17 protein-coding genes are annotated in these 16,939 nt (G+C 72.0%); 3 read left to right on the top strand and 14 right to left on the bottom strand.

Translation table 11 applies throughout. The annotated features are described in order from the left end of the window. The first annotated feature begins 15 nt into the window (after window positions 1–15). Window positions 16–540 (top strand): VOC family protein, encoded by a 525-nt coding sequence (locus ACX80I_RS01710; RefSeq protein ID WP_459343444.1) that lies wholly within the window; start codon window positions 16–18, stop codon window positions 538–540. A gap of 36 nt (window positions 541–576) precedes the next feature. Here the strand turns inward: ACX80I_RS01710 and ACX80I_RS01715 are convergent, their stop codons facing one another. From ACX80I_RS01715 to ACX80I_RS01735, 5 genes are all read right to left on the bottom strand, one after another. Then, a complete protein-coding gene (locus tag ACX80I_RS01715) occupies window positions 577–1,605 on the bottom strand; it encodes a cation diffusion facilitator family transporter (RefSeq protein ID WP_459343445.1) in 1,029 nt (342 codons plus the stop codon). A 63-nt stretch (window positions 1,606–1,668) separates the two neighbouring features. Then, window positions 1,669–1,857 (bottom strand): DUF2795 domain-containing protein, encoded by a 189-nt coding sequence (locus tag ACX80I_RS01720; RefSeq protein ID WP_087076149.1) that lies wholly within the window; start codon window positions 1,855–1,857, stop codon window positions 1,669–1,671. Between the two features lie 52 nt (window positions 1,858–1,909). Beyond that, complete coding sequence (locus ACX80I_RS01725; RefSeq protein WP_459343446.1) at window positions 1,910–2,773, bottom strand: glycosyltransferase; 864 nt, start codon at window positions 2,771–2,773, stop codon at window positions 1,910–1,912. Beyond that, on the bottom strand, window positions 2,770–4,320 hold the full coding sequence (locus ACX80I_RS01730) for a PfkB family carbohydrate kinase (protein WP_459343447.1): 1,551 nt from the start codon (window positions 4,318–4,320) through the stop codon (window positions 2,770–2,772). Before ACX80I_RS01730 ends, ACX80I_RS01725 begins: the two co-directional genes overlap by 4 nt. After that, window positions 4,320–5,729: an aldehyde dehydrogenase family protein gene (locus ACX80I_RS01735; RefSeq protein ID WP_459343448.1), complete on the bottom strand. Its 1,410-nt coding sequence runs from the start codon at window positions 5,727–5,729 to the stop codon at window positions 4,320–4,322. The genes ACX80I_RS01730 and ACX80I_RS01735 overlap by 1 nt, the downstream gene beginning before the upstream one ends. Before the next feature lie 255 nt (window positions 5,730–5,984). Here ACX80I_RS01735 and ACX80I_RS01740 point away from each other — a divergent pair, with 255 nt between their 5' ends. Beyond that, entirely contained in the window at window positions 5,985–7,139 is a 1,155-nt protein-coding gene (locus tag ACX80I_RS01740; protein ID WP_459343449.1) for a glycosyltransferase family 9 protein, read from the top strand. On the opposite strand, the gene ACX80I_RS01745 is transcribed toward ACX80I_RS01740, so the two are convergent. The 7 genes from ACX80I_RS01745 to ACX80I_RS01775 form a co-directional block, all read right to left on the bottom strand. Beyond that, the gene (locus ACX80I_RS01745; RefSeq protein WP_459343450.1) at window positions 7,105–7,854 is read right to left on the bottom strand and encodes an SDR family oxidoreductase; all 750 of its coding nucleotides are present in this window, start codon (window positions 7,852–7,854) and stop codon (window positions 7,105–7,107) included. The genes ACX80I_RS01740 and ACX80I_RS01745 overlap by 35 nt on opposite strands. Window positions 7,855–7,916: 62 nt before the next feature. Beyond that, the gene (gene rfaE2, locus ACX80I_RS01750) at window positions 7,917–9,284 is read right to left on the bottom strand and encodes a D-glycero-beta-D-manno-heptose 1-phosphate adenylyltransferase (RefSeq protein WP_459343451.1); all 1,368 of its coding nucleotides are present in this window, start codon (window positions 9,282–9,284) and stop codon (window positions 7,917–7,919) included. After that, a complete protein-coding gene (locus ACX80I_RS01755) occupies window positions 9,281–9,997 on the bottom strand; it encodes a D-sedoheptulose-7-phosphate isomerase (protein ID WP_459343452.1) in 717 nt (238 codons plus the stop codon). The genes rfaE2 and ACX80I_RS01755 overlap by 4 nt, the downstream gene beginning before the upstream one ends. After that, entirely contained in the window at window positions 9,994–11,286 is a 1,293-nt protein-coding gene (locus ACX80I_RS01760; RefSeq protein ID WP_459343453.1) for a glycosyltransferase, read from the bottom strand. Before ACX80I_RS01760 ends, ACX80I_RS01755 begins: the two co-directional genes overlap by 4 nt. Then, window positions 11,283–12,284 (bottom strand): glycosyltransferase, encoded by a 1,002-nt coding sequence (locus ACX80I_RS01765; protein ID WP_459343454.1) that lies wholly within the window; start codon window positions 12,282–12,284, stop codon window positions 11,283–11,285. Before ACX80I_RS01765 ends, ACX80I_RS01760 begins: the two co-directional genes overlap by 4 nt. After that, window positions 12,281–13,384: a glycosyltransferase family 9 protein gene (locus ACX80I_RS01770; RefSeq protein WP_459343455.1), complete on the bottom strand. Its 1,104-nt coding sequence runs from the start codon at window positions 13,382–13,384 to the stop codon at window positions 12,281–12,283. Before ACX80I_RS01770 ends, ACX80I_RS01765 begins: the two co-directional genes overlap by 4 nt. Beyond that, entirely contained in the window at window positions 13,381–13,926 is a 546-nt protein-coding gene (locus ACX80I_RS01775) for a D-glycero-alpha-D-manno-heptose-1,7-bisphosphate 7-phosphatase (RefSeq protein WP_459343456.1), read from the bottom strand. Before ACX80I_RS01775 ends, ACX80I_RS01770 begins: the two co-directional genes overlap by 4 nt. Before the next feature lie 166 nt (window positions 13,927–14,092). On the opposite strand from ACX80I_RS01775, the gene ACX80I_RS01780 reads away from it, so the two are divergent. After that, window positions 14,093–15,133, top strand: coding sequence for a glycosyltransferase family 9 protein (locus ACX80I_RS01780; protein ID WP_459343457.1), 1,041 nt, complete (start codon window positions 14,093–14,095; stop codon window positions 15,131–15,133). 74 nt (window positions 15,134–15,207) lie between these two features. Here the strand turns inward: ACX80I_RS01780 and ACX80I_RS01785 are convergent, their stop codons facing one another. Continuing rightward, a complete protein-coding gene (locus tag ACX80I_RS01785) occupies window positions 15,208–16,134 on the bottom strand; it encodes a sigma-70 family RNA polymerase sigma factor (protein ID WP_459343458.1) in 927 nt (308 codons plus the stop codon). A gap of 228 nt (window positions 16,135–16,362) precedes the next feature. After that, window positions 16,363–16,872, bottom strand: coding sequence for a MarR family winged helix-turn-helix transcriptional regulator (locus ACX80I_RS01790; protein ID WP_459343459.1), 510 nt, complete (start codon window positions 16,870–16,872; stop codon window positions 16,363–16,365). Window positions 16,873–16,939 lie beyond the last annotated feature (67 nt).

Below are 16,939 nucleotides of genomic sequence, written 5' to 3' on the forward strand. Positions count from 1 at the left end.
TACGGACGGCGTGGCGTGAGCCACCGGCAGAAGGCGGACACCATGGCGGCGACGATCAATTCCTATCTCAGCTTCCGCGACACGGCGGCGCAGGCGATGGACTTCTACCGGTCCGTGTTCGGCGGCGAACTCCAGCGCAGTACGTTCGCGGAGTTCCAGGTGAGCGAGGACCCGGCAGAGCAGGACGAGATCATGCATTCCATGCTGACCACGCCGTCGGGGCAGGTCCTGATGGCGGCCGACACGCCCAACAGCATGGAGTACACCGCCCCGGCCGGGCATGCACTCTCGGTCAGCGGCGACGACGAGGCGGAGCTCCGCGGGTACTGGGACGCCCTCGCCGGCAGCGGCAGCGAGATCGTGCCCCTCGCGCAGTCACCCTGGGGCGACAGCTTCGGCATGTGCATCGACCGCTTCGGCGTCACCTGGATGGTGAACATCGCCGGGGCCCCCGCGGCCGGACAGGAGACCCCTGCAGCCGCCGCTGCGGCACCTGCAGGCGCCCCTGCGGACACGTCCGGCGACGCCACCGGCGTCTGAAGGCCCGGCGGCCCGTGTCGTCCGCCCCGCCCGGCGTCAGGCGCGTGCACCCGCTTCGAAGGTCAGCGTCGGCTCGTCCGGCGTGGAGAGCGTGAGTACGGCCTCCTCGATGCGCTCGTGATCCTCGATGTCCCGCTCGACGGCGCGGAGGGCGATGGCGACGTCGTGCTCCCGCCGGTCCCCCACCAGGTCCACCGCCGCCACCAGGTACAGGCGCTCGGGACCCACGTACTCGAGGTGCAGGTACGTCACGCGCTCGATGCTGTCGTGTGCTCCCAGCCGTCGGGCGACCGATTCGAGCAGGGCCGGGGACACCGCCTGGCCGACGAGGAAACGCCGGTTTCGGTCGATCAGGATCACGGCGATCACCCCGAGCAGCACGCCCACCAGGATCGAGCCGACCGCGTCGGGGACGGGAGAGCCGGTCAGCTGGTGCAGCAGGATCCCGAGGAACGCGAGGACGAGGCCGATCAGCGCGGCGGAGTCCTCCGCGAACACCGCGCGCAGCGTGGGATTCGACGTCGTCGACACGCTCTGCAGCGTGGTGGTGCCCCTTTCACGGCCGGCCTTCCGCGCCTGCCGGAAGGCCTGGGCGAAGGAGATCCCCTCGAGGACGAACGCGACCGCGAGGACCGCGTAGGCGATGCTGAAATCCCCGCCGGGTTCGGGTTCGAGCAGTTGCTGGACACCGTGCCAGATCGAGACCACGGCTCCCGCGGTGAACAGCCCGAAGGCCGCGAACATGGACCAGACGTACGCCTCGCGCCCGTAGCCCATCGGGTGCGCCCGGTCCCTGCGGCGCCGCGATTTGCGCTCGGCGATGAGCAGGAAGATCTGGTTGCCGGTGTCCGCCCACGAGTGGGCCGCCTCCGCTGTCATCGAGGCCGAGCCCGTGATGAACGCGGCAACCGTCTTGGCGCCTGCGACCAGGAAGTTGGCCACGAAGGCGATGATGACGGTCAGCACTCCCTCGCCGCCCGGTGGACGGTCCCGTTGCGCTCCGTCGCCCCGCCCGTCGCCGTCCGACCGGGCCCGGTCCTCCGCCTGCGATACCTGGTTCTTCATGCCGTCCTTCCGGAACGCCTCCGCGGGCGGCGGCAGGCGGATGCCGCCGCCACCCGCTACCTGCTACTTCGACGCTTCCTTGTTCACGTCCGTCGGCGAGTCGAACTCGCGGTCGGGAAGGTTGTTGAGCGTCTCGAGGACGGTGTCGTCGGCGCCCTTGTCCTGGGCGTGCTTGACGAGGTCCTCCTTGGAGGCCGGGTAGTTCATACCGCCCAGTGCTTTCTGGATGTCGATCGGACTCGGATCTGCCATGACTGCTCCTTCGTGTCGGTTCTCTTGCACGGTGCTCCGGGGACGGGCACCGTCACTGGCCCAGGATCACGTGGGCAGCGTCTATTGCGCGGTCGACCACCGTGGTGGGCGCCTCGAGATGTACGGCTCCGGAGGGGATGATGCCCGCCCCGCCGTGGCGTTCCATGACGCGCCACTGGGCGGCGACGTCCTCGCCGGCGTGCTCGGGCGGGAGCTCGTCCCAGAAGTCGAACCCGCCGCACTCCACGAGCGCCTCGCGGTCGAACAGCACGCATCCGCCCACCCAGGCGACGCGATACAGCCGCCAGCCCCCGGGCGGGATCGCCAGTTCGGCCGCGGCATGGGCGAGGTTCGCCGCGTTGTGGAGCGGCCAGCGGGCGAAGCCCTCCGACCCGGGGCGGATCCGCTCCGGCGTCACCTCGTCGTCCGGCCACAGCGCGAGCTCCGCCCGCTCGTGCGGCCTGCGGTCCTCGAGGTAGGACAGGCCCTGGACGGCGGATCCGATGAATCCGCACCGGGCCGCCCGGATCGCCCTCGTCATGCGGTCCACCGAACCGGGTTCCAGCCAGACGTCGTTGTCGACGAACAGGACGAGCGGGGCGCTCGCCAGTCCCAGCAGGTAGCTGCGGTGTTCCGCCAGCCCCCGGCGCGGCAGGTGGCGTTCGAGCCGCACCGGGCGGCCCTGGGCTTCGAGGACCCGCACCATCGCGCGGACGGCGGGGTGCTCGTAGGACGCCTCGGCCCCCTCGGTCTGGTCGCTCACGATCACCCGGAACGGCACGCCGTCCTGGGCCGCGAGCCCGGAGAGCGTCACGGCGAGTTCGGCGGGGCGGCCGAAGGACGGGATCAGCACATCGACGGCGGGCTCGTCCCCGGACGTGTCCAGGGCCCACTCCCCCGACCAGCGGCGGGTCACGGCAGGTCCCCTGCCAGCGGGCTCGAGCGGATCCGGCGCACCACGGCCGCGGTCGAGTGTTCCGGGACGTAGTCGAGGATGCTGACCCGGCCGCCGCAGGCCTCGACGGCGGGAGCCTCCTCGAGCATCTGCGTGGTGTAGTCACCGCCCTTGGCATACACATCGGGCTTCAGCAGTTCGATCAGCGGGACGAGTGTGTCGGAGCCGAAGACGGTGACGTAGTCGACGCAGCTGAGCGAGGCGATGACGCCCGCGCGGTCCGCGATCGGATTGATGGGACGGTCGGGGCCCTTCAGCCTCCGCACGCCGTCGTCGTCGTTCAGGGCCACCACGAGGACGTCGCCGAGCTGCTTCGCCTGGTTGAGGTAGCGGGTGTGACCGCGGTGCAGCACGTCGAAGCAGCCGTTGGTCAGGACGATGCGGCGTCCCGCCGCGCGGTCGTCCGCCACCTTCCGGAGCAGTTCCGCCGTCGACAGCGCGGTGTCCGCGAACTGCTGCAGGTGGCCCGTCAGGTCCGCCGTCGTGCAGACGGAGGTGCCCGGCCGATGGACGACGACGTCGGCCGCCGCCTGGGCGAGGTCGAGGCTCGTCGTGAGCGGCAGGCCCGCTGCGCGCGCGGCCGTGAGGCTCGCGACGAAGGTGTCGCCCGCACCGGAGGCCTGCTTCTCGGTGGCGGGCTTTGCCCACGTGCGGTGCTCCTCGCCGTCCTGGCTGAGCAGCACGGTGCCGTCGCGGTCGAGGGTCACGACGACGGCGGCCGCGTTCGTGGCCGCCAGGAGCTCGCTCCGCCGTTCGGTCACCGTCGCGGCGCGGTCCGACCGCGGGTCGAGGCGCATCGCGAGGACCTGGGCGGCCTCCTGCGCGTTGGGGGTGACGATGTCGGGGCCCAGCGCGGACCAGGCCGCGGTGTCGTGGGCGTCGACGACAACGAGCGTCTCCGGGCCGACCGCCGAGGCGCGCACCAGGGCGGCCCGGACCTCGTCCCCGAGGGCACCCGAGCCGTAGTCGCAGACGACGATGGCGTCGGCGCCCGCGACGGCATGGGGGATTCGAGCGGCGAGCGCGGTGACGGCCTCCGGGGGGAGCTGGTCGTGCGTGTCGTCGAGCCGGAGCATGACCTGGTCGCCACCGAGGATCCGGTACTTCGTGGTGGTGCCCACGCGGTCGTCCTGCACGAGGTCCGTCGTGTCCACCCCGGCGTCCTCGAGGATCGCGTGCAGGCGGCGACCGGCGTCGTCCGTCCCGATGAGTCCGCACATCCGCACCCGCGCGCCGAGGGCGGCGAGGTTCATGGCCGTGTTCGCCGCACCACCGGCGGCGTAGTCGCGCCGGGTGATGTCGACGACGGGCGCCGGAGCCTCGCGGCAGAAGCGCTCGATGGTACCGCTCCACCATCCGTCGAGCATGGCGTCGCCTACCACCGTGATGCGGGGTGCGCGGTCGGCGATGGCGGCCGGGACCCAGGCTGCGAGCCCACGGACCTCGGAGAGGTCCCCCGCACCGTCCGGCGTCGTGCTCCCGGCGGAGTCCTGCAGTGCGTCGTCCATCAGGCACCCTCCGGCGGTGCGCTGATGTGGACGACCTTCACCAGGGCGAACTCGTCGAGCAGTTCGGGTCCGTAGCCGAAGCCGGCCCCGCTGATGCCGCGGGGCTGGGCGGAGCCGCCCGGGGCGCCGCCGAAGACCGCGTTCACCTTGACGGTGCCGACGGCCAGTCCGGCGATGGCACGCTGGGCGTGCGCGATGCTGCCGGTGAGGACGGATGCGGCCAGGCCGTAGGGGCCGGCGGCAGCGAGGCGGAGGCCCTCGTCGAAGCTGTCGACCACGGTCACGGGCGCAACGGGCCCGAACGTCTCCTCCGTCATGATCGTCATGGCCTCCGTGCAGCCCGCCAGGACCGTGGCCGGGTACCGGGCTCCGGGGCCCTCGGGCACGCTGCCGCCCTCGAGGGGGTCGGCGCCGAGCTGGACGGCCTCACGGACCTGAGCGTCGACGGCGTCCCGCATGCGGCGGTCCACCAGCGGGGGGAACGTCCCGCTCGCGTTCCGGCTGCGCGCCTCCTCGGTGAGAGCGGCCAGGAACGGTTCGGCGATGGCCCGGTGGACGTAGATACGCTCCACCGACGTGCAGATCTGGCCTGCATTGGCGAAGGCACCGAGGGCCGCCTGGCCTGCTGCCCACACGGGGTCGACGCCGGCGTCGATGATCAGGGGGTCGTTCCCGCCGTTCTCGCGGAGCACGTGCGCGCCGGTGAGGGACGCGGCGCGTGCGATCCGGGCCCCGGTGGCGCTCGAACCGACGTGGGCGAAGACGTCGACGCCGGTCTCCATCGTGAGCATCTGGCCCACCCCGGCACCACCGGTGAGCGTGGTGAGGACGCCGTCCGGGAAGGCCGGCTGCAGCAGCCGTCCGAGCAGTTCGCCCACGTGCGGGCACCGTTCGCTCGGCTTGTGGATGACGGCGTTGCCCGTGACGAGGGCTGCACCGATGAGTCCGGCGGCGACGGCCACGGGGTCGTTCCAGGGGGTCAGGAGCACGGCCACTCCCCGCGGCTCGGCCACGGTGTAGTCGGTGGCGGTGACAGCTCCCCGCAGGCTGAGTCCACGGTGGACGGGGCCGAGTTCCGCGTACTGCTCCAGCGTGGAGATCCCGGCTTCGATGCCGCCGAGCGCGTCCTCGAGGGGCTTGCCGGTCTCCCGCGTGTTGAGTTCGGCGAGTTCGCGGGCGCCGGCGCGGAGCGCACCCGCGGCCCGCCGGAGCGCGGCGCCCCGGTCCGCGGGGCTCGTGGCCGCCCACTCGGGCTGCACCGCCCGTGCCAGTGAGACCGCGAGTGCCACCTGTTCGCGGGCAGCGCCGGGAAGGGTCCCGACCTCGCTGCCGTCCCGGGGGTCGGAGATGGTGATCGACTCGTCCTCCTGCACATCAAGCGGGGAGTGTGCCTGGGAGTTGATGGACATTGCTCTCCTTGATGTCGTGGACCGCCGCGGCATGGTTCCACCGCACGGCTAGTGGTCCCGTACCCACCTGCCGTGCGTTCACACACGCCACCGGCCGATTTCTGCACCCGCATCCATCAGCACGCTTAGCATAATGTGGCAGGAGGAGGCGTGGCCGCCTCACCGCTTTTGTAGAAGGCATGGACAGCAGCAGCCCTGTCGGTGAAGGGGCACACCAGGAACACCAGCACATCAGGCACAGGAACGGGGACATACGTGACACAGCAGGACACGACGGCGGACTTCGGCGGGCGGCAGGACACGGCGCGGTCCGTCGGGCCCGTGCTCGCCCCGTTCACGGACATCCGGCGGATCGCCGTCCTGCGGGGCGGCGGACTCGGCGACCTCATGTTCGCCATGCCGGCCATCGCGGCCCTCAAGAACCGGTACCCGGATGCCGAGATCACTCTCCTCGGCATGCCCGGCCACGCCGCCCTGCTCGAGGGCAGGCCGGGGCCCGTGTCCGCCGTCCTGCAACTTCCGTCCTCTCCCGGCGTACGGCCGGGCGATGAGGACCCGGGTGCCGTCGACCGGTTCTTCGACGGGATCCGCGGGTCCTTCGATCTCGCCGTCCAGCTCCATGGTGGTGGGCGCAACTCGAATCCCTTCCTGCTGCGCCTGGAAGCCCGGCACACGATCGGGACACGCACGCCCGACGCCGCGGAACTCGAACGGACCATCCCGTACGTGTATTACCAGCACGAGGTGTTCCGCGCCCTCGAGGTGGTGGGCCTGGCCGGCGCGACACCCGTCGACCTGGAGCCGCGGGTCCAGGTCCTGCCGGAGGAGGCCGAACGCGCGGCCGCACTGACCGGGGGCGGCGCCGTGATAGCGCTCCACCCCGGAGCCACGGACCCGCGCCGGAGGTGGCCGTCGTCGTCCTTCGCGGACGTCGCCGTGAGGGCAGCGTCCGATGGCTGCGAGGTGCTGGTGGTCGGGGATGCCACGGATGTCCCGACGGCGGAGGAGATCGTGCGCCTGGCGCTCGATCGCGACCCGACGGCGAACGTCCGTTCTCTGGCCGGGCAGCTGACGCTGGGCGAGCTGACGGGGGTGCTCGACCGCAGCGCGGTCATGGTCGGCAACGACAGCGGGCCGCGGCACCTGGCCCAGGCAGCCGGCACGCCGACCGTCGGCGTCTACTGGATCGGCAATGTGATCAACGCGGGAGCGATGGGACGATCGCTCCACCGCGTGCATTTCTCCTGGGTGGCCTCGTGCCCCGTGTGCGGGGTGGACGTCCGGCAGGTGGGCTGGACCGCCGAACGCTGCGAGCACGATGACTCGCTCGTTGCGGCCGTCCAGCCCGACGCCGTCTACGCGGACGTGGCGGAACTCAGGGCCACGAGCCTTCTTCTGCGTGGGCGATGACCATTTCGCGGATCTCGCAGCTCTTGGGCTGCGACAGCGCGAAGAGGATCGCCTCGGCGACGCGCTCCGGGTCGTTCAGCCGTGAATCGTCCTGCGGCTTGTACTGCTCGTCGCGGTCGTCGAAGAAGCGGGTCTTCATGCCGCCGGGGATAATCGTCGTGACGCCGATCTGGCCGGCGGTCTCCGCGGCCAGTGCCTGGGAGAACCCCATGACGCCGAACTTGGAGGCGCAGTAGGCCGTCGCGTCGCCGACGGCCTTGATGCCCAGCGTCGAGGCGATCGTGACCACACGGCCGTGGGTCTTCTTGAGGTACGGCAGGGCGGCGCGGGCGGTCGACGCGGTCCCCATGAGGTTCACGCCGATCACCTTCTCCCACTGGTCGGCAGGCACCGTGTCGAGGGCGCCGCACCGGTCGATGCCGGCCGCGGTGACGACGGCGTCCAGGCCGTCCATCATCTCCGCGGCCTCCCGGACTGCCGCCTCGACCGCCTCACGGTCCGCCACGTCGACCTCGAAGGCCTTGACGCCCGTCACGCGGCTGATGTCGCGGTCGAGCACCACCGGGGTGCCTCCCGCGGCGATGACGCCCTGCACGATGGCAGCGCCGAGGCCCGAGCCTCCGCCGGTCACCAGGACCCGCCCGGGGTTGGAGCTCCCGGTTCCTGCGGCTGTTCCTGCGGCGGTTCCTGTGGTGGTTGATGCATTCTCAGTCATGCTGTTCCTTTCGTTGCGTGCACCCGGTCGACGACATGGACCGGGCGCGGATCTGCAGCCCGTCAGCCGACGCGGGCGAGCGCGGCTGCAAGTTTCGTGGTGGAGCGGGCCGGGATGTAGGGGACGGTGACCGTCCTGCCGCCCCAGCTGCTGACGAGGGCGGCCTCGGGCAGGTCCTCCGCGGCGTAGTCGCCGCCCTTGACCCAGATGTCGGGCTGCAGGCGCGAGATGGCGTTCTCGGGGGTGGACTCGCTGAAGATGAGCACCGCGTCGACGCATTCGAGGGCGGACAGCAGCTCGGCGCGGTCCTCCTGCCGGATGATCGGCCGGTCCTCGCCCTTCAGCCCGCGCACCGACTCGTCCGAGTTGAGGCAGACGATGAGGCAGTCGCCGAGGCGCCGGGCGGCAGCGAGCGTGCGGGCGTGGCCCGCGTGCAGGAGGTCGAAGCACCCGCCGGTCGCCACCACCGTCCCTCCTGATTCCCGGATCCGGCGGACGACGTTGAGGGCGTCGAGGCCGTCGATGGGCAGCTGCTCGGGCGTCTCGTCCCGGCTCCTGCCCATGGCGCCCACGCCTCCGGACGCCAGGAAGTGCGCGGCGGCCTCGGTCGCCTGCTGCGCCGCGGCGTCGATCGGAGCTCCCTGCGCCAGTCCGACGGCGAGCGCGGAGGCGAAGCGGTCACCGGCCCCGCAGGGGTCGGAGGCACTCACGCGTGGCGCCGGTACCACCTGGGGCAGGAGGCCGGCTGCGGCGACGAGCGCCCCGTGCTCCCCCATCGTGACGAGGACGGCCTTGCTCTGCCAGGTGCCGATCAGCACCTCTGCAGCCGCGGCGGCCGCGGAGGTCCCCGAACCCTGGACGTCCGCGAAACGGAGGGCCTCGCCGATGTTCGGGGTCACGGCAGCGACACCCGGGACGGGCTGCGCTCCGGCGGGATGGGGGTCCCAGACCACGGGGATGGAGGCGGAGAGCGCCTCGAGGCGGGCACGCAGGTCCTCGTTCGCGAGCAGCCCGCGGCCGTAGTCAGCGGCGATGATCGCGTCGGCTCCCTCAAGTGCCGAGAGCATGTCCGCTGCGCAGCCCGGGACGGGCGGCTTCGCGCACCCCTCGTCGAAGCGCACCACGGGCTGCCCGGAGGCGCGCACGCGCGTCTTCACGGGGGTGGGCGCGCCCGAGGGGCCGGCGACGACGGTGATCCCGTCGAGTTCGGCGCGCAGCAGCCCGGCGGCGTCGTCCTCACCGAGGACGGTGACCAGGACGGCGTCGTGCCCGTCGGCCTGCAGCATGCGGGCCACCAGGCCCGCTCCGCCCGCGCGGCGCTGGACCGCGTCGACGTCGACGACGGGCACGGGGGCGTCGGGCGAGAGCCGCCCGGCGCCACCGGACAGGTCCGTGTCCAGCAGTACGTCTCCGACCACCACGATCCTCATCGCTGCTCCTCCCGCCGGCGGCGCACCTCGGCGTCGAAGGCACGGCAGATGGCGTGGAGGGCGATCAGGTGGCCCTCCTGGGCATTGGCGGACTGCGCGTCGACCGCCACGTAGTCGTCCACGCACTCGGTCAGCGGATTGGGACCCACACCGGTGAGCGCCCAGGTGGTGATACCGGCCGCACGTGCGGCCTCCACCGCGTGGAGCAGGTTGGGGCTCTTGCCGCTCGTGCTCAGGAGCATGAGGATGTCCCCCGGACGGCCGTGGGCGCTCACCTGGCGGGCGAACATCCGGTCGAAGCCGTAGTCGTTGGCGATCGCCGTCACCGCGGAGCTCTCCGCGTGGAGCGAGATCGCGGAGAACGGCTCGCGTTCGCCGTCGAACCGGCCCACGAGCTCGGCGGTCAGGTGCTGCGCCTCGGCGGCCGAGCCGCCGTTGCCCGCTGCGAGGAGGCGCTGGCCGGCCAGGAGGCGGTCCGCCATCTCCACGCCCCAGGCCGCCAGGGTGGCGGTGCTGCCGAGGAGGGACTCGACCGCCGGTGCGACAGCGCGCAGGTGCTCACGGACGATCCGGTGCGAATCGGCCCGCACCTGGTCGGCCCTGGTGTCCGGGCCGCCCGGATCGAGGGCCGTAGCTGCCGGTGCGATCGTCGGTGTCGCGGCCGGTGCCGCGGTGCGCGTATCCGGGAATACGTCGGAGAAATGCGTGGTCACAGTGCCCTGCCTCCTGTGCTTTCGAGTCGACGCGCGGTACTGCGCCGCGCTGTTGCCGGTTGTGCGGGCGCTGCCGCGCCCAGTGCCGTCTGGTAGGCCTTCTCGGTGTCGGCCGCGATGCGGCTCCAGGAGTAGCGGGCCCTGACGCGGCGGTAGCCGTTGTCGCCGAGTTCGCGAGCCCACTCGGGATCGGCGACGATATCGGCGATGGCCGCCGCGATGGCCGCCGGGTCCTGCGGGGGGACGTGGAGCCCGGTCTTGCCGTCCACCACCGTGTCCACGAGCCCGCCGACGGCCGCGGCGATCACGGGCACCCCGCAGGCCATCGCCTCGAGGGGGACGATGCCGAACGGCTCGTACCAGGGCGCGCAGACGACGGCGTCGGCGCTCCGAAGGACCGCGGGCATCTCGGCACGTGACATCTGGCCGCGGAGGAGAACCCTGTCATCGATGCCGAGGTCGACCGCCAGTGCGCGGAGCCGCTGCGCCTCGGGATCGTCCTCGAGCCCGGTGGAGTTGCCCGCGCCGCCCACGATGACGAGTTCGACGTCGTCGCGCCCCATGTCGGCGAGCTCGCGCAGGGCGCGGATCGCGAGGTCCATGCCCTTGCGGGGCACGAGGCGGCCCACGCTCACGATCCGGTGGGCGCGTCCGCGCTCCTCCACCGGGCCGCGCGGCGTGAACAGGTCGAGGTCCACGCCGCAGGGGGCGATCGACACCCGGCTGCCCGGGACGCCCATGGCCTTGAGCTCGAAGACCTCGTCCGAGCAGGTCGCGACGATGCGGTCGGCGCTCCGGCCCACCATGGTCTCGAGCATGAGGCGCTCGGACGGGCTGGTGTCCTCGCCGCCCTGGTGACGGCGCTTGACCGTTCCGAGTGCGTGGAAGGTCTGGACGACCTGCACCGGCCGCCCGGCGGTCCGTGACTGTCCGGCGGCATCGAGCGCGGCGAGTCCCGACATCCAGAAGTGCCCGTGCACGATGTCCGGCGGCTCGGTGCCCCAGTCCTCCACGATGCCGGCGGCGAGCTCGCCCATGTAGGGCAGCAGCATGTCCTTCGGGACGCTGCGCACGGGTCCCGCGGTGATGTGCACGACCTCCAGCCTCGGGTCGGTCCGCACGCGGTCGGGCAGGGCCGGGTCGTCCCGGCGCGTGTACACCGTGACCTCATGTCCCCGGCGGGCCAGCGCGAGGGACAGTTCGGCCACATGGACGTTCTGCCCACCGGCATCCACGCCCCCCAACGCCGCGAGTGGGCTTGCATGCTCAGACACCATCGATATCCTCACTGCGCTTTCCTTTCTGTTACCGCCAGGACCGGGTGCCGCGTCGGCTCCTGCTCCAGGACGTCGTCCCAGTCGGCGAGGAACCGGGCGAGCCCGTACCGTGCGAGTGCCGCCTCCCGGGCAGCCAGTCCCCGTGTCCGGGCTTCGTCCGGGTCCTCGATCAGGCGCGCCGCCATCCGCACGAGGTCGTCGACGCTGGTCGAGACGGCTCCGGCTTCGGGGGGCACCGCGCGTGCCGCCTCCGTCGTCGCGAGCGCCAGCACGGGGATCCCCACGTGCATGGCTTCCAGGAGGGAGAGCCCGAGGGAGGTCCAGCGCAGGGGGTGGACGTAGGCCCGGGAGCGTCCGAGCCGGGCGTGCAGTGCAGCCATGGGAAGGTCTCCGCCGATGCGCAGCTCCCCGGGGCCGAGGTCGAGCGTGTCGGCAAGCTTGTCCGTGCCCATGCCGAAGACCTCCAGCGGGGCGACGCCCGCGAACCGCGGAAGGAGGTCCGTGCCGGTGATGCGTCCGCGGCGGACGGGCTCATTGATGACGACGGCGAGCTGCTCGAGCTCCCCGGTGTAGAGGTACCCCGGGTCGACGATGCCGTGCTCGATGACCCGGGTCCTCGCGGAGCCGTTGTCCCAGAAGAGTTCGTTGAAGTGGGTGACATGGACGACGGGGATGTCGGTCTGCCCGGCGAGCGGGTGCACGGTGCCGACGATGTCGCGACGCGGGGTGTTGTGCTCGAGGAAGACGGCCGGGAGGTCCCGCCCCGGCGTGCGCCCGAGGAGCCGCTCGCACTCGGCGATCTCCTCGACCCGCTGCAGGACCACGACGTCGATGTCGGCATCCCGGAGGTCGGAGGGCGCTACCTCGATGACGGACGCCGGCCAGTCGCGGCCGGCACGGCCGAGGCCCCACGCGCCGCCGTCGGGGGTGGTCGGCAGCACATAGGTGTGTGCACCCCTCACGAAGGCGTCGGTCCACCCTCCGTGGACGTGCCATAACAGGATCCTCATCGGTTTCCCCTCGTTGTTCTGCGGCCTTCTGTTCGGCCGATACTGCGGCGCGAGCCGAGTGACGATATTCCGGAACTGAGTCGGAGGACGGCGTCGACGACGTCCTCCGGGGAGACGTCGGACAGGCACGGGTGGCCCTGGACGGGGCAGATGCGGGCCCGGCTGAGCGCACACGCTGCCTGCTGGTCCCCCAGCAGCTCGACGGGCACGCGGTAGGGGGCCCAGCGGATCGCCGGGACGACGGGCGAGAAGAGGCAGACCACGGGGGTGCCGACGGCGGCCGCCAGGTGCGCGGGACCGGTGTTCCCGGTGACGACGACGGACGCTCCGGCGAGGACGGAACCCAGCGCGGCGAGGTCGGTCCGTCCGCCGAGGTCCAGGGCCTCGGGTCCGGCGACGGTGGAGGTCAGGTCGGTCTCGTTCGGTCCGCCCGTGACGACGACGCGGAATCCGGCCGCCGTCAGGAGTTCGACGGCGGCCGCGTGGTGCAGCGGCGGCCAGGCGCGAGCGGGCACGGACGCCCCGGGATGCACGACGACGTAGGGCCCCCGTCCCACGAGGTCCGACGCATCGGTGAGGTTGGTGACCTGGAGCCTGCCGTCGTCGCCGGGCGGCAGGGCGTAGCCCGCGGCTTCCGCGATGCCCAGCGCGCGCTCGGCCTCCGGCTGGTCCTCCGGGAAATCCTCACCGGGCTTGAGCCGCACGTCCAGGAGCGAGCCCGGGTAGTCGACGGACGCACCGGCGATCCGCCGCACTCCGGCCAACCGGAGGAGCAGTGCGAGCGGCAGCGGCGACTGGTGGAACGAGGTCAGGAGAACGGCCTCGTCCACGTCCAGGGCCAGCACCGCCTCCTGCAGTTCCCCGACGAGTTCGGGAGTGGCCTCGGGCGGGGGATCCACGATCCAGGGCGCGGCCCAGGTGAGAACGTCGACGACGCCGGGCAGGAGCCGGGCGGCCGCGGCCCCCTGCGGCCCGCACAGCATGACGACGTCGTTCGGGGAGTCCCCGTGGTCCCCTGCGGCGATCGCGCGGACGGCCGGACCGGCGAGGAGCACGTCGCCGGCGCTGTCGAGCCGGGCCACGAGCACGCGCCGCCTCATGGCGTCACCCCCAGGGACTCGACGGCATGGGCGAGATCGCGGGCGACAACCGGGGCCGAGAGGATCTCCTCCTCGAGCGTGATGTCGGTCGGGACCAGCACCCCGCGGGCCCCGGCGGCCGCGGCAGCACCCATGTCCGCACCGATATCCCCCACGACGGCGACGTCGGACGGGTCGAGGCCGAGGCGCGCACTGGCGGAGAGGACCATGCCGGGACCGGGCTTGCGGCAGGCGCACCCGTCGGACGCCCCGTGGGGGCAGACCTCCCAGACGTCGAAGGGGCCCAGCAGTTCCTCCACCCGGGCGTTGACGGCATCCACCTGCTCCCGCGTGACGAAGCCCCGCGCGATGCCCGACTGGTTGGTGACGACCCCCACGGGGATGCCCCGCGAGCGCAGGCCGTCGAGGACCTCACGCGCCCCCGGCATGGGCCGTACGAGCGCTGGGTTCCCGTTGTACGGGACGTCGACCACGATGGTCCCGTCGCGGTCGAACAGGACCGCCCGGGGGGCTGTCTGGGATCGTCCGGCCGAAGTGTTCATACAGGCTTAGTTCCCGGGAAGAAGCAGTACTAAACACTTTCTGCCGAACTTCTTCTCCTGTTCCTCCTCCTGCCCCTCCTCCCGCGGCTACTTTCAAACCGCGATCCCGGCCCCGCGCCGGCGCACGACGACGGACGCCCGCCGATCCTCTGGCAGGATAATTCGCATGACTTCCGAGGGCACCAGCGCCGCGAGCGCCCACCACGCATCCCAGGCACCGCACCGGCACCCCGCCGCCGATCCCGCTCCCCGTGCCATCCCCAGCACGACTCCCCCACCCGACGGGCGTCCCGAGATCCTGGCCCTCCGCGCCCTGAAACTCGGCGACCTGCTCGTCGCCGTACCCGCCCTCCGGGGGCTGCGCCGCGCATTCCCCGACCACCGGATCTTCTACGCCGCGCAGGAATGGCTCCGCCCCATCGTCGCCCTCACGGATGCCGTCGACGACCTGCTGCCCACGCACGGGCTCGACGACCCCCTGCCCATCGAGCACGGGCGGATCGATCTGGCCGTGAACCTCCACGGCAACGGACCGGAAAGCCGGGGACGCCTCGAGGAGATCGGCGCGAAGCGCCTGATGGGCCATCGAGCCCCGGGCTGGGACGGGCCCGCGTGGGACAACGACGCACTCGAGCGGAAGCGCTGGGCCTCGCTCGTCGGCTGGCACGGCGTCCCGGCAGATCCACTGGACTGCCGCCTCCGGGTACCCGACGGCGAGAGCCCCGCCCCCGACGCCGTCGTCGTGCATGTCGGGGCGGCGTACGGCAGCCGGCTCTGGCCGGTCGAGCGGTTCGCCGACGTGGCCCGCACCCTGGCCGCCTCAGGCCATCAGGTGGTCTTCACGGGCAGCGAGAAGGAGCGGCCGCGCGCCCTCGCCGTCGCGGACGCAGCCGGGCTTCCCGAGGACACGGTCGCCGCCGGCACGCTCCCGCTGGACCGCTTCGCCCGGCTGATCGCGGGCGCGTCCCTCGTGATCTCCGCGGACACGGGCGCCGCCCACCTCGCGTCGGCCTACGCGCGGCCGTCGGTCATCCTGTTCGGGCCCGCGCCGGTGTCGTCGTGGGGGCCGCCGCCCGGACCCCACACGGTCCTGACCGATGAGTCCCTCCGCCTCGGTGAGACCTTCTCCCCCACGCCTGACCCCGCCCTGCTGGCCGTGACGGTCGAACAGGTGCTGGCAGCCGCGGCGGACCACGGCATCTCCTAGGTCCGGTCCTCCGGGGAGGCCCGTCCGCCCGCAGTCGGGCTCCTCCCCTGGAGGTCAGGCCGGTCCGGGCCCGGTCAGGCGATCCTGCGTCCTGCCGCCCGCTGGTCCTGGGCGGCAGGAGCGCCGAGGAGCCTCTTCTGCAGCTTGACGAGGATCCGTGCGAGGGTCCTGGAGACCTGCATCTGGGACATCCCGAGCTCGTCGCCGATGCACTGCTGGGTCTGCTCCATGAAGTAGCGGCGGTAGAGGAGTTCCTTCTCGCTGCTGTCGAGTTCGTTGACGGCACTGCGCAGGGAGATCAGGTCGTCGCTGCGTTCCATGCCGTTGTAGTCGGTGGCCAGCGTGTCCGCCCAGCTGCGTCCCTCGAAGGGCGCATCGAGGGAGTCGGGCCGCAGGCTCGAATGGGACGCCTGCGCCTCGCGGATCTTCTCCTCCGGCCAGCCGAGCTCCAGCCCGAGTTCGCGGGCCGTCGCCTCACGGCCGAGCCTCTGGGCCATGGCGGGTGCGGCCCGGGCGATCTCCGTGCGCAGGTCCTGGACCTCCCGCGGCGGCCGGACCACCCAGCACGAATCCCGCAGGTACCGCTTGATCTCGCCGTTGATCGTCGGGACGGCGAAGGAGGCGAAGGGGACGCCCCGTGCCGGGTTGAAACGCTGCACGGCCTTGATGAGTCCGAGGTAGGCGACCTGTCGAATGTCGGAGGCCTCCGGCCCCGACGCCGCGAAGGACCGCGCCACCGATTCTGCGATATCCATGTGCCGCAGGGCGATGTCGTCCTGCAGTGCCGCCTTGAGGGGACGCTCGGGGTACGTGCGGCCGGCTCCCTCGCCGCCGGTGCGATCGGCGTCGTCGAGGCCGTTCGGTCCGACGTCGTCCCGGTCGTCCTGCTCGACGTCGTCGCGCTCGTCCTGTCCGGCGTCGTTCGGCTCGACGTCGTTCTGGTCGGCGACGTACCCCGCAAGGGATTCGCCGGGCACCACGGGGGCGGCCGTACTCTGCATGCTGTTCTCCATCAAGCGTCGGGCACTCACGTCTCCCAACAAAACATCAGCTTGCTTAGTACGCAACCCCTCTTCTGCTCCGGAGCTTTTTGCGTCGGGGTCTTCCCCTTTCCCTGCCGCTCCTGTACAAAGCGGCTCCCCGGTCAAGGGAGGGTCAGGACATGCAAGAGCCCCTCGCCGTAGGCAAGGGGCTTCGACCGGACGCCCACCAGCAGCGCAACGGAAAAACTAGCCGACGACGGTCGCAGCGGGTCCTGCCGCTCCCGGCTCCCCGAGGGGCAGGTCGGCATCGGCCGTGCCGGTCGCCTGCGCCGGGTTCCAGCGTGGGGCCCCGAGTTCACGGATGACCGCCTGGAGATGGCTCCGCAGTTCCTCGGAGACGAGTCCGCCGCCCGCCACCAGGGTGCGTTCGATGTCGTCCGCGGCATCGAGGACTTCCCGCCCGGCCGGCGAGATGGACACCAGGTGGGAGCGTCGGTCGAGGTCGTTGCGCACCCGTGTCACATGCCCCCTGGACTCGAGGCGCGCGAGGGTCTTGCCCATCGTCTGCGCCTGGACCCGCACGATCTGGGCGAGGCCCGCCTGCGTCATGGCCCCCTGGTCGGCGAGGACTCCCAGCGCGATCACGCCCGCATGGGTCACGCCGATGTCCACCAACCGCTCGTTCCAGGCGTGCTCCACCAGGCGCGCGGCCGTCGTCAGCAGTCGGCCGGTGGGCCATTGCTCCAGATTGGGCATAGGACAGTGCACTTCCTCTCGCTTGCGAGACCGGCGGCCGCCGTCGGCGTCGGATCTTCCACCTATG

It is taken from the genome of Arthrobacter rhamnosi (assembly GCF_054510855.1).

Coding starts and splice junctions, on each gene's coding strand:
- rfaE2 (WP_459343451.1), bottom strand. CDS start 9,284: ATGAGGATCGTGGTGGTCGGAGACGTACTGCTGGACACGGACCTGTCC.
- ACX80I_RS01775 (WP_459343456.1), bottom strand. CDS start 13,926: ATGAACACTTCGGCCGGACGATCCCAGACAGCCCCCCGGGCGGTCCTG.
- ACX80I_RS01770 (WP_459343455.1), bottom strand. CDS start 13,384: ATGAGGCGGCGCGTGCTCGTGGCCCGGCTCGACAGCGCCGGCGACGTG.
- ACX80I_RS01735 (WP_459343448.1), bottom strand. CDS start 5,729: ATGTCCATCAACTCCCAGGCACACTCCCCGCTTGATGTGCAGGAGGAC.
- ACX80I_RS01790 (WP_459343459.1), bottom strand. CDS start 16,872: ATGCCCAATCTGGAGCAATGGCCCACCGGCCGACTGCTGACGACGGCC.
- ACX80I_RS01765 (WP_459343454.1), bottom strand. CDS start 12,284: ATGAGGATCCTGTTATGGCACGTCCACGGAGGGTGGACCGACGCCTTC.
- ACX80I_RS01745 (WP_459343450.1), bottom strand. CDS start 7,854: ATGACTGAGAATGCATCAACCACCACAGGAACCGCCGCAGGAACAGCC.
- ACX80I_RS01715 (WP_459343445.1), bottom strand. CDS start 1,605: ATGAAGAACCAGGTATCGCAGGCGGAGGACCGGGCCCGGTCGGACGGC.
- ACX80I_RS01730 (WP_459343447.1), bottom strand. CDS start 4,320: ATGGACGACGCACTGCAGGACTCCGCCGGGAGCACGACGCCGGACGGT.
- ACX80I_RS01785 (WP_459343458.1), bottom strand. CDS start 16,134: ATGCAGAGTACGGCCGCCCCCGTGGTGCCCGGCGAATCCCTTGCGGGG.
- ACX80I_RS01720 (WP_087076149.1), bottom strand. CDS start 1,857: ATGGCAGATCCGAGTCCGATCGACATCCAGAAAGCACTGGGCGGTATG.
- ACX80I_RS01780 (WP_459343457.1), top strand. CDS start 14,093: ATGACTTCCGAGGGCACCAGCGCCGCGAGCGCCCACCACGCATCCCAG.